14 protein-coding genes are annotated in these 14,625 nt (G+C 69.3%); 11 read left to right on the top strand and 3 right to left on the bottom strand.

Translation table 11 applies throughout. From position 1 onward, the window contains the following. Nucleotide 1 precedes the first annotated feature (1 nt). The 4 genes from ACFULV_RS22920 to ACFULV_RS22935 are packed head-to-tail and all read left to right on the top strand — an operon-like array spanning nt 2 to nt 4,440. Nucleotides 2-1,258, top strand: coding sequence for a glycosyltransferase (locus ACFULV_RS22920; protein WP_378659817.1), 1,257 nt, complete (start codon nt 2-4; stop codon nt 1,256-1,258). Next, on the top strand, nt 1,255-2,208 hold the full coding sequence (locus ACFULV_RS22925; RefSeq protein WP_378659820.1) for an ATP-binding cassette domain-containing protein: 954 nt from the start codon (nt 1,255-1,257) through the stop codon (nt 2,206-2,208). The genes ACFULV_RS22920 and ACFULV_RS22925 overlap by 4 nt, the downstream gene beginning before the upstream one ends. 29 nt (nt 2,209-2,237) lie before the next feature. Further along, nucleotides 2,238-3,053 (top strand): ABC transporter permease, encoded by an 816-nt coding sequence (locus ACFULV_RS22930; protein WP_378631293.1) that lies wholly within the window; start codon nt 2,238-2,240, stop codon nt 3,051-3,053. 10 nt (nt 3,054-3,063) lie between these two features. Further along, nucleotides 3,064-4,440: a hypothetical protein gene (locus ACFULV_RS22935; RefSeq protein WP_378659823.1), complete on the top strand. Its 1,377-nt coding sequence runs from the start codon at nt 3,064-3,066 to the stop codon at nt 4,438-4,440. 4 nt (nt 4,441-4,444) lie between these two features. Here ACFULV_RS22935 and ACFULV_RS22940 read toward each other — a convergent pair whose 3' ends face one another. Further along, the gene (locus ACFULV_RS22940) at nt 4,445-4,843 is read right to left on the bottom strand and encodes a DUF779 domain-containing protein (protein ID WP_378659825.1); all 399 of its coding nucleotides are present in this window, start codon (nt 4,841-4,843) and stop codon (nt 4,445-4,447) included. Nucleotides 4,844-5,000: 157 nt separating this feature from the next. Here ACFULV_RS22940 and ACFULV_RS22945 point away from each other — a divergent pair, with 157 nt between their 5' ends. From ACFULV_RS22945 to ACFULV_RS22975, 7 genes are all read left to right on the top strand, one after another. Further along, nucleotides 5,001-5,996 carry an MsnO8 family LLM class oxidoreductase gene (locus ACFULV_RS22945; protein ID WP_378659828.1) on the top strand — a complete coding sequence of 332 codons (996 nt, stop codon included), beginning with the start codon at nt 5,001-5,003 and terminating at the stop codon, nt 5,994-5,996. Nucleotides 5,997-6,378: 382 nt separating this feature from the next. Beyond that, on the top strand, nt 6,379-7,428 hold the full coding sequence (locus tag ACFULV_RS22950) for a 3-oxoacyl-ACP synthase III family protein (RefSeq protein ID WP_378631287.1): 1,050 nt from the start codon (nt 6,379-6,381) through the stop codon (nt 7,426-7,428). Nucleotides 7,429-7,436: 8 nt separating this feature from the next. After that, nucleotides 7,437-8,336 (top strand): hypothetical protein, encoded by a 900-nt coding sequence (locus ACFULV_RS22955; RefSeq protein WP_378659831.1) that lies wholly within the window; start codon nt 7,437-7,439, stop codon nt 8,334-8,336. After that, nucleotides 8,333-9,991, top strand: a complete 1,659-nt coding sequence (locus ACFULV_RS22960; RefSeq protein WP_378659834.1) for a fatty acid CoA ligase family protein — start codon at nt 8,333-8,335, stop codon at nt 9,989-9,991. Before ACFULV_RS22955 ends, ACFULV_RS22960 begins: the two co-directional genes overlap by 4 nt. After that, nucleotides 9,988-11,031 carry an NAD-dependent epimerase/dehydratase family protein gene (locus ACFULV_RS22965; protein ID WP_378659837.1) on the top strand — a complete coding sequence of 348 codons (1,044 nt, stop codon included), beginning with the start codon at nt 9,988-9,990 and terminating at the stop codon, nt 11,029-11,031. The genes ACFULV_RS22960 and ACFULV_RS22965 overlap by 4 nt, the downstream gene beginning before the upstream one ends. A 77-nt stretch (nt 11,032-11,108) precedes the next feature. Further along, nucleotides 11,109-12,311 carry a peptide synthetase gene (locus tag ACFULV_RS22970; RefSeq protein WP_378659839.1) on the top strand — a complete coding sequence of 401 codons (1,203 nt, stop codon included), beginning with the start codon at nt 11,109-11,111 and terminating at the stop codon, nt 12,309-12,311. A 52-nt stretch (nt 12,312-12,363) separates the two neighbouring features. Next, nucleotides 12,364-12,525 carry a hypothetical protein gene (locus ACFULV_RS22975; protein ID WP_378631280.1) on the top strand — a complete coding sequence of 54 codons (162 nt, stop codon included), beginning with the start codon at nt 12,364-12,366 and terminating at the stop codon, nt 12,523-12,525. Nucleotides 12,526-12,670: 145 nt separating this feature from the next. On the opposite strand, the gene ACFULV_RS22980 is transcribed toward ACFULV_RS22975, so the two are convergent. Continuing rightward, nucleotides 12,671-12,868 carry a hypothetical protein gene (locus ACFULV_RS22980; RefSeq protein WP_378631278.1) on the bottom strand — a complete coding sequence of 66 codons (198 nt, stop codon included), beginning with the start codon at nt 12,866-12,868 and terminating at the stop codon, nt 12,671-12,673. A gap of 103 nt (nt 12,869-12,971) precedes the next feature. Then, nucleotides 12,972-14,426, bottom strand: coding sequence for a PLP-dependent cysteine synthase family protein (locus ACFULV_RS22985; protein ID WP_378659842.1), 1,455 nt, complete (start codon nt 14,424-14,426; stop codon nt 12,972-12,974). Between the last annotated feature and the right edge of the window lie 199 nt (nt 14,427-14,625).

Below are 14,625 nucleotides of genomic sequence, written 5' to 3' on the forward strand. Positions count from 1 at the left end.
AATGCGTGCACTGCTGGCCTTCACCGGGAGCCGGGGCGACGCCCAGCCCGGCATCCTCCTCGCCCGCGAGCTGCTGGCTCGCGGGCACTCGGTGACGCTCGCACTGTCGCCCAATCTCGTCGACTTCGCCACCGCCCACGGCGTCGCCGCCGTGGGTTTCGGCCGCGACAGCGCCGAACTGCTGCGCACCCAGCACGACGATCACCGCTTTCGCAGCCCGAATCCGCGACAGCGGGTGCGCGCGGTGCTGGATCTGCAACGGCGCGGCGTCGTCGAGGCGGTGCGCGATCTGCTCGTTCTCGCCCCCGGTCACGATGTGCTCGTGACCGGGATGGCGGGCGAGGAGGCGGCCGAGAAGGCCGCGCGGCGCGTCGGGTTGCCGCTGGCCGCGGTGCACTTCTTTCCGATCCATCCGAATCGGTCGGTCCCGGTGGTCCCCACCGCGTGGGGCGCCCGGATTCCGAAGGCGCTCAACCGGCGGATCTGGTCGGCGCTGCGCTGGGCACGCGACGCCGCGCTGGAGCAGCCGCTGTCGGAGTTCGGGATCGTCGAACATCAACTGCCCGATCGGGTGGCGATCCAGGCCTATGACGTCGACCTGTTTCCCGGGCTGGCCGCCGAGCTGCCGGATCGGCACCCGGTGACCGGCTTCGCCGTCGATGCCGACGGATTCCTCAGCGCCGCGGCCGATCCCGCGCTGACCGCGTGGCTCGACGCCGGTTCGGCGCCGATCTATGTCGGCTTCGGCTCGATGGCGGTCGACGACCCGGCCGCGCTGGTGGCGATGTTGCGCGCGGTCTGCGCCCGTCGTGGTCGCAGGCTGCTGCTGGCCGCGGGGTGGGCGGGCATCGCACCTGTGCTGTCGCCCGAGATGGCGATCGTCGAGCAGGTCGATCACGCGTCGGTGTTCCCGCGCTGTATCGCCGCCGTGCACCACGGCGGCGCGGGCACCACCGCCGCCGCGCTGAGAGCCGGTGTCCCGCAGGTGATCTGCGCGGTCCAAGCCGATCAGCCGTATTGGGGCAGGGCACTGGAACGGCTCGAGATGGCGGGTACCGTGCGCGCCGCCGAGCTCACCGAGGCCGAGCTCACCGCCCTGCTCGACCGCGTCGCGGACCCGAACGTCGTCTCGCGAGCGGCCGCGTACGCGAGCCGGTTCGCGGGCACCGGGGTCGCACGCGCTGCCGACGAGGTGGAATCCCTTGTCCCCCTGACATTCCCGAGTAGTTTGTCCATCCACGCCGGGAGGCCGCAGTGAGCACCGATATCGCCGTCCGCACCAGTGGCCTCGGTAAGTCCTACGGCGACTTCACCGCCGTCGGCAGCGTCGACCTCAGCATCGCGGCAGGATCGGTGTTCGCGATGCTCGGCCCCAACGGCGCGGGCAAGACCACCACCGTCCGCATGCTCGCCACATTGCTGCGACCCGACCGGGGCAGCGCCGAGGTATTCGGCTACGACGTGGTGCGCGAGGCGACCGCGGTGCGCTCGATGATCGGGCTCACCGGCCAGTACGCCTCCGTCGACGAAACCCTCACCGCCGGTGAGAATTTGCGATTGTTCGGACGGCTGCTCGGCCTGTCGCGGCGCGCCGCCGCCGGCCGGGCCGAGGAACTTCTCGAGGAATTCGAGCTCTCGGCCGTCGCGCGCCGCAGCGTCAGCGCGTTCTCCGGCGGCATGCGACGTCGACTCGATCTGGCCGCGACGCTGATCACGGTGCCCCCGCTGATCTTCCTCGACGAGCCGACCACCGGCCTCGACCCGCACACCCGCGACCGCATGTGGGGCATCGTGCGCGGACTGGTCGCCCGCGGAGCCACCGTGCTGCTCACCACCCAGTACCTGGAGGAGGCCGACGCACTCGCCGACCGGATCGCGGTCATCGACCGTGGCTCGCTCGTCGCCGACGGCACTCCCGCCGAACTCAAGTCCTCGATCGGTGAGCAGGTGCTGCGCCTGGACATCCCCGACACCGCCGACCTGCGCCGGGCCGAGGCGCTGATCCAGGAGATCACCGGCGACGTCCCGGAAGGGTCGTCCACGGGGACGTTGACCGTGGCACTGCACGATGTCACGCGCGGCGCCGATATCGTCGCCGCCTGCCGCGCCGGGGGCATCACCCTGCGTGGATTCGCGGTGGACAGGCCCGATCTCAACGAGGTGTTCCTGTCGCTGACCGGGCACGCGCGCACCGTGGACGCGGCATGAGCACCCTTCGCGAAAGTTCGAGGACCACCATGACCCACACGGTCGAGAAACCGCTCCAGGTGGTGCGCGCGCCGCGCGTGACCCGTGTCGGTCCGCTTGCCGCCCTGCGTCATTCGCTGATGATGGCCTGGCGCGGACTGCTCACCTTCCGGCACAGCCCGCAACTGCTCTACGACGCCATTCTGCTGCCGATCGTCGGTCCGGTGCTGTTCGGCAGCATCTTCGGCACCGCCATCGCCGGCAGCATGGCGGCGTATCTGCCGATCATGATCCCGGGCGTGCTGGTTCAGATCGTGCTCACCTCCTCGGTCGCCACCGGTGTGCAGTTGTCCGAGGACATCCACTCCGGTGTCTTCGACCGTTTCGTCGCCATGCCGATCGCCCGGTCCGCCCCGGTTGCCGGGGCATTGCTGGCGGGGGCCGTGCGCTACCTGATCGCCGCGACCACCGTGGTGATCGTCGGCTTCTGCATGGGCTACCAACCCGCGCACACCGCCGGATTCCTGGCGGGCGCGGTGCTGGTCGTGTTCGCCACCACCGCCATCAGCTGGTTGTTCGCGTTCATCGGCGCCACCATCGCCCGCCCCGCCGCCGTGCAGGGCATGTCCATGCTGGTGCTCACCTTTCTCGGCTTCGCCTCCAATGCCCTGGTCCCCGAGGAATCCATGCCGACCTGGATGCGGCACGTCTCGGACCTGAATCCGGTGTCCTACCTGGTCTCCGCTGTGCGCACCCTCGCCGCGGAAGGCACCGTCGGCGCCGATGCCTGGTGGTCGCTGGTCGCCTCGGTGGTCGTGGTCGCCGTTTTCGCGCCGCTGACCGTGCGCACTCTCCGTTCCCGCTAGGAGTCTTTCGATGACTGTCATCGCCCCCGCTGTCGCGGTGTCCACCGACCTCAACCGGATCACCGCCGACGACGACCTGTTCTTCAAACTGCACAGCCTCTACCCGAACGCCCTGGTCAACCAGCTGGCGTACCGCTTCGACACCGCGTTGAGCCGGGACCTGCTCGCCGACTGGCACGCGCACCTGGCGACCGGGTTCATCGCGCGCCGGCTCCGCACCACGCGCTTCCCGATCGCGCGTGCGCACTGGGAGCCCGCCACCGAATCACTGCCGCTGCGCTGGTCGGACACCCCGATTCCCGAGGAGCGGGTCCTCGACTGGTTCCTCGAGCAGGCCGCCGTCGAGTTCGACCCCGAGCGCGGGCTCGTGTGGCAGCTCGCGGGCGCGCCGCTCGCGTCCGGTGGCACCGTGGTCACCTTGGTCGCCTCGCATGTGGCGTGCGACGGCGGCGCCATGATGCACGCAATCGTCGATTCCCTGGACCGGCTCAACCGCGGCGAGACACCCGACCGCCGCACCAGCGCGGGCAGGCTCGTCGGTCCGGTGGCGGGCGCGGGCCGCTTCGCCGCCGATCTCGCCGACGCGCGTAGCCAACTCCGTGCCGTCGCCCGTGGGGTCCGTGCGGCACGCCGCGCCCGCGGTGTCAGCGAACCGGCCCGCAATCCGCGCCCGGCGGCGCCACGGCTGCCCCACGCCGACACCTGGCAGGCGGCCGAGGCCATCGTCCAGCTCGATCTCGCCGAATGGGACGCTGTGGCCGCCGCGCACGGCGGCACCACCAACGGCCTGCTGATCGGTGTCGCGGTCGGGCTGCTCGGTCGCAGTGGCCGCGTCGCCGACGGCGCCGAGGTGCGCGTCGACATTCCGCATTCGATGCGCGAGGCCGACGACCCCCGCGCCAACGCCACCACCGGGCTGCCGATCAGCGTCGGCTACCGGGCGGGCGAACGCGCCGATCTGCCCGCGGTGCGCGCCGCGCTCAAGGCGGCGGGCCTGGCCTATCGCGATCCGGCGACGATCCCACCCATCCAGCACCTGCAACCGGTGCAGATGCTGTTGCCCAAGGTGGTGCTGCACAAGTTCGCGCGCACCGCCAAGGCGCCGGAATGCCTGTGCACCAACATGGGCCGCACCGCGCAGAACATCGCGGTCCTCGGATCGCACCGCGCACGCGATGTCATCATGCGCCCGGTGGTCAATCCCGGCCCCGTCGAGTTGTTCCGCCAGGTAGAGGTCGGTGTCAATCTCGCGTTCTCCTGCGATGACGACACCGTGACACTCGTGGTGACCGGCGGCGACCCTGATCGTTTCCCCACCCGCGCGGCGCTGCGCGAGCTACTGGCCGCCGAGTTCGCGGACTGGGGCCTGACGCCGCGGTTCTGGTGACGGGCTAGGAGGCTTCCTCGACGAAGTCGACGGCCGCTTCGGCCTTGTCGATCCGCAGCGCGAACCGGAATCCGCACGCCGCCTCGAGTGAGGCGGAGCCCGGCTGCGGACGGTTGCGCACCTCGATGCTGACATCGAGGTCGTCGAACCCGACGTGGAACCGGTCGGCCATCCACAGTTGGGTGTGCCACGCCGTCTGCCCGGCGAGGACATCGCCGGGCGCGGGCCGGAAGTCCCGCAGCCGCACACAGACCGGCGTGTACCCGTCGGTGTCGGGCGCGAGGTACAGCACCACCGGGCCGTGCATCTCGAGCAGCAGCCGCAGCACACGCAGCGCATCATCGCTGGCCTCGACCGCACGGTGGCGATGATCTACCTTGCGGCCGTTGGGATGTCGAACCATAGTGCGCTCCTCGCAGTTTCTCGCCGGTGATCGTGCTCGGGGCACACTATCGTTGCGAAAGGTTGGTCCAGGGTTGGTACCGGTCCAAACCTGTGAAGATCACCCGCGCGTGTCACCGCCACGGAATCGCCCCGCGGCCGCGACGTTGACTACTGATATGGCACTCGAATCGGTTCGCTTCTCGATCCTGGACCGCTCACGCGTGCGGCGCGGGCAGGACCACGCCGACGCCCTGCGGGAGACGGTCGCGTTCGCGGTCCTCGCCGAGCAGTGGGGCTACCACCGGTTCTGGGTCGCCGAGCATCACAGCGTTCCCGGTGTCGCCGGAACCGCGCCGACCGTGCTGGCGGCGGCGGTCGCGGCGGCCACCACGCGCATCCGCGTCGGCACGGGTGGAGTGATGCTGCCCAACCATCAGCCACTCGTCGTCGCCGAGCAGTTCGGCGTGCTCGGGTCGCTGTTCCCCGGACGAATCGACATGGGCCTCGGCCGTTCGGTCGGATTCACCGACGGCGTCCGCCGCGCGCTCGGTCACGGCCTCGACGACGCCGACGATATCGACGCACGCCTCACCGAGGTTCTCGACTACTTCGCGGTGGGCAGGCAGGGTGTGCACGCCGGCTCCGCGGAGGGCGCGGAGGTCCCGGCGTTCCTGCTCGCCACCGGTTCCGGGGCCGAGCGCGCCGCACGATTCGGGCTGCCCCTGGTGATCGCCCCGATCGCGGGCACGCAGGCGATGGTGGACGCGATCGAGCGGTACCGCACCCTGTTCCAGCCCTCGGCCCGAGTCCCCCGACCGTATGTCGTGGTCTCCGCGACGGCGATGATCGCCGACTCGGCCGAGCAGGCGCACCGACTACTGCTCCCGGAGGCCTGGTCGAGCGCCTACTCGCGCACGCGCGGCGAGTTTCCCGCGCTGATCCCACCCGAGGAGATCGACCCGGCGGCGATGACCGACCGCCAGCGCCACCTGTTCGAGCAGGCGCTCGGCCACCAGATCCACGGCACCGAGGATCAGGTCGCCGAAGCATTGGAAAAGCTGGTGAGCCGCACCGAGGCCGATGAAATCCTGGTCCACACCAGCACTTTCGATCGAGCGGCGCGTCTGGAATCACATCGGCGGCTGGCCCGCGTCGTGGGCCTGGGCGGCTAGTTCTCGCCGACAAAATTCGCGAGACCAGTTGTACTCCGAAAACAAGCCCGTTCGGCTCGCAATTTATTCGACGGTGTAAACAATCGTGAAGTGACTCACTGCGCGAGCACCGTTCTGCAGGACCACATCACCGCGGCGAGCCAGATCTGTCCGATAGCCGTACCATTGCCCACAGTCACACAAACGCCCTGGTCCAGGTGATCTATGAGATTCGAGTGGATTGCCGAAGTTTCCGCAACACCGTGTCGCACAAACGATCTCGCACCGGCCGGTGCGCTGGATCACCGCACCCGATGCCGGCCGATGACCGGTATGGTTCGAGTCCACCGGCGCTCGAGATTCGTCCGGTAAACCATTCTTTCGACCGCATCCGGGAGCTCACGTGTCACAATCGCGTTTCGAATCCATCGGGGCATATCTTCCGTCGAACATCTTGTCCACCACCGAATTGATCTCCCGGTTGAAAACGCCACCGTCGTTCGATCTGGAGCGCATCACCGGCGTGAAAGAACGCCGTGTGCGCGACACCCGCCCGGAGTCGGTCGAGGACTCGTTCACCCTCGCCGTGAACGCCGCGCGCGACTGCCTGTCGCGGTCGAGCTACGCGCCGGGCGAGCTGGACGTGATCATCTCGTGTTCGATCACCCGCAGCAACGACGGCACCCGCATGTACATGGAGCCCTCGTTCGCGTCGACGATCGCCAAGACCCTCGGCGCCGAACGGGCCATCACCTTCGACGTCTCCAACGCCTGTGCCGGAATGCTCACCGGCACCTACATTCTGGACCGGATGATCCGCTCGGGCGTGGTGCGCAACGGCATGGTGGTCAGCGGCGAGGCGATCACCCCCATCGCCGAGACCGCGGTGAACGAGATCACCGAGAAATACGATCTGCAGTTCGCCTCGCTGTCGGTGGGCGACTCCGGGTGCGCGGTCGTGCTGGACCGCGCGGTCGACGACGCCGACAAGATCCACTACATCGAATTGCTCACCGCCGCAGAACATTCACACCTGTGCCTCGGGATGCCCAGCGACAAGTCGTCGGGCGTCGCCCTCTACACCGACAACCGCAAGATGCACAACGAAGCGCGGTTCCTGCTCTGGCCCGACGCCCAGGGCAGTTTCCTCGAGCAACAGGGCCGCGACTTCGCCGGCGAGCAGTTCGACTACATCATCCATCACCAGTTCGGCGCTGCCGCGGTGCCCTACATCAATGCGGTGGCCGCGCGCGAGTTCGGCGCCGAGATGCCGCCGGACCTCAATGTGATCGAGAAGTACGGAAATACTTCGACCACATCACATTTCATCGTTCTGCACGATCAGCTCGCCGACGACAACATCGCTGCGGGATCGAAACTGCTCATGGTGCCCGCCGCGTCCGGTGTCGTCGCGGGATTCCTGTCCGCCACCATCTCCTCCCTGAAGGTCTGAGGTCAACAATGGGCATTCGCATCCGAGCCACGGGCACGAGCAGGTCGACCGACACCCACAGCGTCGTCACCCACAGCGGGCGTGCCGCCGCGCAATGTCTGGAGCGGGCCGGTGTCCGCCCCGACCAGGTCGGCGTGCTGATCAATACCGGTGTCTTCCGCGACTCGAACACCGTGGAACCGGCGGTAGCCGCGCTGATCCAGAAAGCGGCGGGTATCGGGCTCGACTACACCAGGACCGATCCGCGGACCTTCTCCTTCGATCTGATGAACGGCGCGGTCGGCGTCGTCAACGCCGTCCAGGTGGCGGGCTCGGTCCTGGCGACGGGCAGCACCGAGCACGTCCTGATCGTCGCGGGCGACACTCACCCGTCGATGACCCGGTCGAGCGCCGACGCCGAATTCCCCTACGCCACCTCGGGTGCCGCGCTGCTGCTCGAGCAGGTCGACGACCCCGAGGGGTTCGGCCCGGTGTACACCGCGACCGCACCCGGCACTGCCGCGGGACAGGCCTACGTCGACACGGCCACCATGGGCACCGTCGGGCGCACGCTGATGACGATCGAACGCGAACCCGACTTCGAGGAGCGCATCCTCGCGGTGGCCACCGAGGTCGCGCACTCCGCGCTCGCCGACTTCGAGGGCGCCTTCGTCGCGTTGATCGCGTCCACTCCGAGCCCGCACTTTCCCGGGCGCCTGGCCGACGCCCTCGGCATCGACCAGGACGCGGTACGGGTGCCCGACCTGTCCGACGGCGACCCACACACCGCCGCACTGCCGTTGGCCTACGCCCGCGCGAGCGCCGAGGGCACCCTCACCGGCTACACCCACGTGCTGTTCGTCGCCGCGGGCGCGGGCCCGTCCGCCGCCGCGACGCTGTACCGGCTCCCCGCGGAGACCGCCGCGTGACGACGGCGACCTACTGGGCCACGATCGACCGGTTCCGGGAGATCGCCCGCGAGGAGCCCGATCGCGAGGCGGTCATCTATCCCGACGGCACGACCGCCGACGGGCTGCCCGATTACCGCGACATCACCTATCGCGACCTCGATCGCTGGTCCGACGCCATCGCCGAACATCTCACCGATTCCGGGGTGGGCAGCGGCACCCGCACCATCGTGCTCGTGCTGCCGAGCCCGGAGCTGTACGCGATCCTGTTCGCGCTGTTGAAGATCGGCGCCGTTCCTGTCGTCATCGATCCGGGCATGGGTGTGCGCCGCATGGTACACTGCCTGCGCGCGGTCGAAGCGCAGGCGTTCATCGGGATCCCGCAGGCGCATGCCCTGCGGGTGCTGTTCCCGCGCAGTTTCCGGCGCGTGCGCACCACACTCACCGTGGGGCGCCGCTGGTTCTGGGGTGGGCCGACGCTGGATTCGTGGACGCGCACCCCCGCCGGTGCGCCGCCCGAGCGGGTGCCCGCCGATCCGGACGAGCTGCTGATCATCGGATTCACCACCGGCAGTACCGGTCCCGCCAAAGCCGTGGAGCTGACGCACGGCAATCTCGCGGCGATGGTGGAGCAGGTGCACGCCGCTCGCGGGCACACGCCACCCGGCACTTCCCTGGTGACACTGCCGCTGGTGGGCGTCCTCGACCTGCTGCTCGGGTCGCGGTGTGTGTTGCCACCGCTGATTCCGAGCAAGGTCGGCTCGACCGATCCGGCGCACGTGGTCGACGCGATCAGGCGTTTCGGTGTGCGCACGATGTTCGCCTCGCCCGCGGTCCTCATCCCGCTGCTGGAACGGTTGCGCGCGCAGCCGGTCGACATACCGTCGCTGGCCAGTATCTTCTCCGGTGGCGCACCTGTTCCGCACTGGTGCGTCGCCGGGTTGCGCGAGGTCTTGCGGCCCGATGTGGAGATCTACGCCGGATACGGCTCGACCGAGGCGCTGCCCATGTCGACGATCGAATCGCGGGAATTGCTCGCGGGTCTGGTCGAGCGCGCCAAGAGCGGCGAGGGCACCTGCATCGGCCGGCCCACCGATCGAGTGCGTGTCCGGCTGCTCGCCATCACCGACGACCCGGTCGCGACCTGGGACGACACCGAAGAACTCGGCGCACGCGAGGTCGGCGAGATCGTGGTCGCAGGCCCGAATGTGAGTACGCGCTACTACTGGCCCGCGCAGGCCAACACGGCGGGCAAGATCAGCGATGGCGAGCAGGTCTGGCACCGCACCGGTGATCTGGGATGGCTCGACGAACAGGACCGGATCTGGTTCTGCGGGCGCAAGAGTCAACGGATCACGACCGCGCGGGGTCCGATGTTCACCGTGCAGATCGAACAGGTCTTCAACGCGGTTGCCGGAGTTACGCGCACGGCGCTGGTCGGTGTCGGTACCCCCGGGGCACAGCGTCCGGTCCTGTGTGTGGAGCTCGAACCCGGCGCGGACGCGGTGGCCGCACTCACGCGATTGCGTACGCGCGCCGCCGAATTCGAGACTCTCGCCCCGATCGCCAAATTTCTCGTACACCCGCGTTTCCCGGTCGATATCCGGCACAACGCCAAGATCGGCCGTGAACAACTCGCCCGCTGGGCCACGAAGAAACTGGACTCGCGACGATGAAGATCCTGGTCACCGGCGCGTCCGGATTCCTCGGCGGCGCCATCGTGCGCGCGCTGGTCGCGCAGGGCTGCCACGATGTCTCGATCCTGGTGCGGCGCACCAGCGTTCTCGACGATCTGGGCCCAGCCGTGGAGCACGTCACGCTCGTCTACGGCGACCTCGCCGACGCGGCGTCGCTGAGCCGGGCCACCAGCGGCATGGACGCGGTGATCCACAGCGCCGCGCGGGTCGACGAACGCGGTACCAGGGACCGCTTCTGGACCGAGAACGTGCGGGCCACCGAGCTGCTCCTCGACGCGGCGCGGCGCGGGGGCGCGGGCCGGTTCGTCTTCATCTCGAGTCCGAGCGCTCTGATGGAGCGAGACGGTGGCGATCAGGTCGACGTCGACGAGTCGCTGCCGTATCCGAGCCGGTACCTCAATCACTACTCCGAGACCAAGGCCGCGGCCGAACGCGCCGTACTCGCCGCTGACACACCGGAATTCACGACCGTGGCGCTGCGACCGCGAGCGATCTGGGGCGCCGGCGACCGATCGGGCCCGATCGTCAGGTTGCTCGATCGCACGGCCGCGGGCTCGCTGCCCGACCTGTCCTACGGGCGCACCGTCGAGGCCTCGCTGTGCCACGTGGACAATATCGTGCACGCCTGCCTGCTGGCGGTGCGCTCGGACGCGGTGGGCGGCAAGACGTATTTCATCGCCGATGCCGAGAAGACCGATGTCTGGGGGTTCCTCGGCGAGGTCGCCACCCGACTGGGGTTCCAGGCCCCGGCGCGCCGACCGAACCCGCGGGTGCTCGCCGCCGTCGTCGCGACCATCGAAACGATCTGGCGGATACCGGCGGTGGCCGGTCGCTGGTCGCCGCCGCTGTCGCGCTACGCCGTCGCGCTGATGACACGCACCGCCACCTATGACACCGGTGCGGCTCGCCGCGATCTCGGCTACGTGCCTGTGGTGGATCGCGATACCGGTCTGGCCGGATTCCTGGCGTGGCTAGACGAGCAGGGCGGCATCGAAGTGCTCGCCGAGAACCTTCGGTAGTTCGCGGCCACCGTCACACTCGCCACGACACCTTCGGCACGGCCCGCGCGGCACCGACGACGCCCCAGGAGGCAATCATGAACGGCAGCAAAGTTTTCCGTCGTCCGGTGACGACCACCGAGCGCATGTATTTCCCCATGCGCGAGCTGGCCCCACCCTTCCTCATGCAACTGGTGGTTCCCGGTGAGGGCAACATCGACCCGGATGCATTGCGCACAGCGGTAACCAGCGCCGCGGCGGCCACCCCCGGCGCGCGACTGCGGCGGCGCGGCAACGAGTGGGTCGACAGTGACATCGCCCCGGCCGTGCGCGTTCTCGACCACCGGCTGAGCTACCCCGCCCTCGAGACCGATCCGGTCCTCACCGGCACGATCGGACCGACCCCTGATGCCACCGTCGAGGTGCTGCTGCTCACCGGCGCGCCGACCACGCTGATCTTCCGCGTCTTCCACGGCGTGATGGACGGCATCGGCATGGTGGCGTGGGTGACGAATGTGCTGCGCGCACTGCGCGGCGAAGACCCGGTTCCCCAGTTCGATGCGATCGCCGACCAGGAACTCGTCGCGAGCATCGGCGCTCCGGGCAGGCCGACTCCGATGGTTCCGCGCTACCGCACCGCCGTCGGCCGAGGCCGGCAGCGCCGCGATCTCGCGCCGCATCTCCTGCGTCATCGCCGGATCGCGGCCGCTGGTTCCGGCGCGTTGGCCCGCGTCTGTGCCTTGCTGGCCGCCGAGACTCCCGGCACCTCGCGCATCATGATGCCCGTGGACCTCCGTCGCCACGACCCGGCGCTGCGCTCCACCGCCAACCTCGCACTACCGCTGTTCCTCGACATCGAACCCGGCCGCGACTGGACCTCGATCAAGGACCAGATCAAGGCCGGACTGCACGAACGGCGCGAACTGAATCAGCTGGCCAGCACCCGCATCACCCTGGTCCCGGACCCGATCAACCGCGGCGTGCTGCGCACCACGAACTGGCTCGGCGCCCGCCTCGGCCGAAACCTCGCCTCGGCCACCGTCTCCCACATGGGCCGCTTCACCGCCGACGAACTCGCCGTCCCCGGCTTCCGCCCGACCGGACTGTTCGTCCTGCCCCAGCACAGCATCGCCATGCCCCTGCTGTTCGGGCTGACCGAGTTCGACGGCCACACCGACCTGACCGTGTCGGCACGCAACGGCGCGGGCATCGAGTCCCGCCTCGAAGCCCTGCTCGATCGCATCGTCTCCATGCTCGAAGCCGACCTTCCCGCACAGAGCCCGGCAGACCGGCAGCAGTAGCCACCCGCCCGGCCCCGGCGACCAGGTCGGGACCGCGACTATCCTGGACACCGTGGGCATCATCGGTGAACTCTTCCCAGGCAAGAAGCTGCAGAACGAGGGCAGCGGCGACTCCAACGGCCAACCCCACCTCGACTTGGACCTCGAAGCAGGCGTCATCCGGGTCTCCGGCGCCACCACCGCGCCCCCGACCGACGACGAACCCGACGCCTGACCTGCCACCGTCGACCCCGTCGGTCCGCGCGACAGGCTCGGCAGTGCGCTGTCGTTCGCGGGCCACTCGATCGACGCGACCGTTCTGACAAGCCGTGTCTGGGCATGGCCGGCGCTCGCATGCGCCGCGGTCGCCTCGCGAGTCACTAACCACCGAGGAAGGCCGTCCAAGCGAGCATCGAAGCGGCGAGCGCGTTCTCCCATTCCGGTTCCCGCTCCTGTGGTTCGTCGCGCGATCCCGAAGGCGGAATCGCCCGCCGATCCGGTGTCGAGGCGGCGACCGGATCCCTCCATCGGCGCACACCCCAGCGGGGGTGTTCGCCGCCCATCGCTACCGTCGCCATCACTGCGCCGAGGAAGCGTCGGCGGCCGGATGCGCGCGCCGGACACGGACGGAGGCCACCGCGGACACACCGAGCGCCCCCAGCGCGGCCCATGTCGTGCGTCTCACGACGCCTCCGCGCGCACGAGTGCGGCGACGAACGCAGCAGCGTCGACCCCACCGACCACGCGGCCCTCATGCGCGATCAGCACCTCACCGTGATAGTCGGCGAACCGTGTCACCGCGGCTCCCACCGGCTCGGTGGTGCCGGCGAACGCCGGCGGCGGGTCCAGGTGCGCGCCGATGGGATCCTCGTCCGCAGCGCCGATGAGGCGCGCCTGCGTTGCGGTACCCAGCACCTCGGCGACCACCACCGGCCCCGCGGTCTGCCTGGCGAGGACGACCGGAACAGACCGTCGCGAAGACAGTTCTCGGCGGACCGACGCCACGGTCGTTGTCGACGGGAGCAACCGCGCCTCGGCGAGCACCGACGAACCCGGCCCGACCGACCGGGCTCCCTCGACCACACCGAGCGCCGAACCGACCGTCAGCTCATCATGGGCTGCGAGCAACGGAAATCCGTACTGCCCGAGCCAACCGTCGTCGAAGTACTTCGACAGATATCCGCGTCCCGAGTCGGGCGCGATCACCACCACCACATCCTCGGGCCCGAGCGCGCGGGCCACCCGCAGGGCCGCGGCGATCGACGTGCCGGAGGAACCACCGAGCAGCAGGCCTTCCTCCTTGGCCAACCGGTGCAGCACCCGTAGCGATTCCCCATCGGAGATCCGCTCGATCCGGTCGATCACCTCGGCGTGGTAGGACTGCGGCCATTCGTCGAGCTCGGTGTCGGGATGCCGGTAGTGGCCCACCGACTCGACATACCAGGCACGACCGTCACCGCCGCCGTACACCGATGTCTCGGGATCGGCGCCGACGACCTGGACCCGGCCTCCCGAGGCCCCCTTCAGGAATTCCCCTGTGCCACTGACGGTTCCGCCGGTGCCGATGCCCGCGACATAGTGGGTGACGCCGCCGCCGGTCTGCGCCCAGATCTCGGGACCGGTGGTTTCACGGTGAGCAGCGGGGTTGGCCGGGTTGTCGTACTGGCCCGCGAACCAGGCACCCGGGATTTCCCCCGCGAGCCGCAGCGCGACACTGCGCAGGTGCTCGGGGTGCCCGACCGGACGGCCGCCGGGTGTCACATGCACCTCGGCGCCGTAGGCCCGTAGCAGCGCGATCTTGTCGCGGCTCGACTTGTCCGGCACGACCACCACCGTGCGGTAGCCGCGTGCCGCCGCGATGGCGGCCAACCCGATGCCGGTGTTGCCGGAAGTCGCCTCCACCACGACCCCGCCGGGCCGCAACTCCCCCGCCGCCTCGGCCGCGTCGAGCATGAACAGCGCCGCCCGATCCTTCACGCTCCCCGCGGGATTGAGATATTCGAGCTTCACATACACCGTGGCGGCGATGTCGTCGGTGATCCGGTTCAACCGGACCAGCGGGGTGTGCCCGATGGCCTGGTCGATGGAATCGAACACCGTGGCGGTGCGCACGGTGTGCTCGATGTCGATGCTCATGTGTCCAAACTTCCTGTTTCGCCGAGCGACCGCGGCACTTCACGCCGCCGTCGCAGAGAGTCGGGGTCGAAACCTCTTTCTCCGAGCACAATTCGGCACGGACCCTCAGCCGCGCGTGCACATTCCAGATTCCTCGTTACCGCGCCGTGTCGACAGGTTTGTTCTCACCCGGATTCGATCGGCGCCTCGTGAATTACTC

It is taken from the genome of Nocardia sp. NPDC057272 (assembly GCF_042668615.1).
GTDB lineage: Bacteria > Actinomycetota > Actinomycetes > Mycobacteriales > Mycobacteriaceae > Nocardia.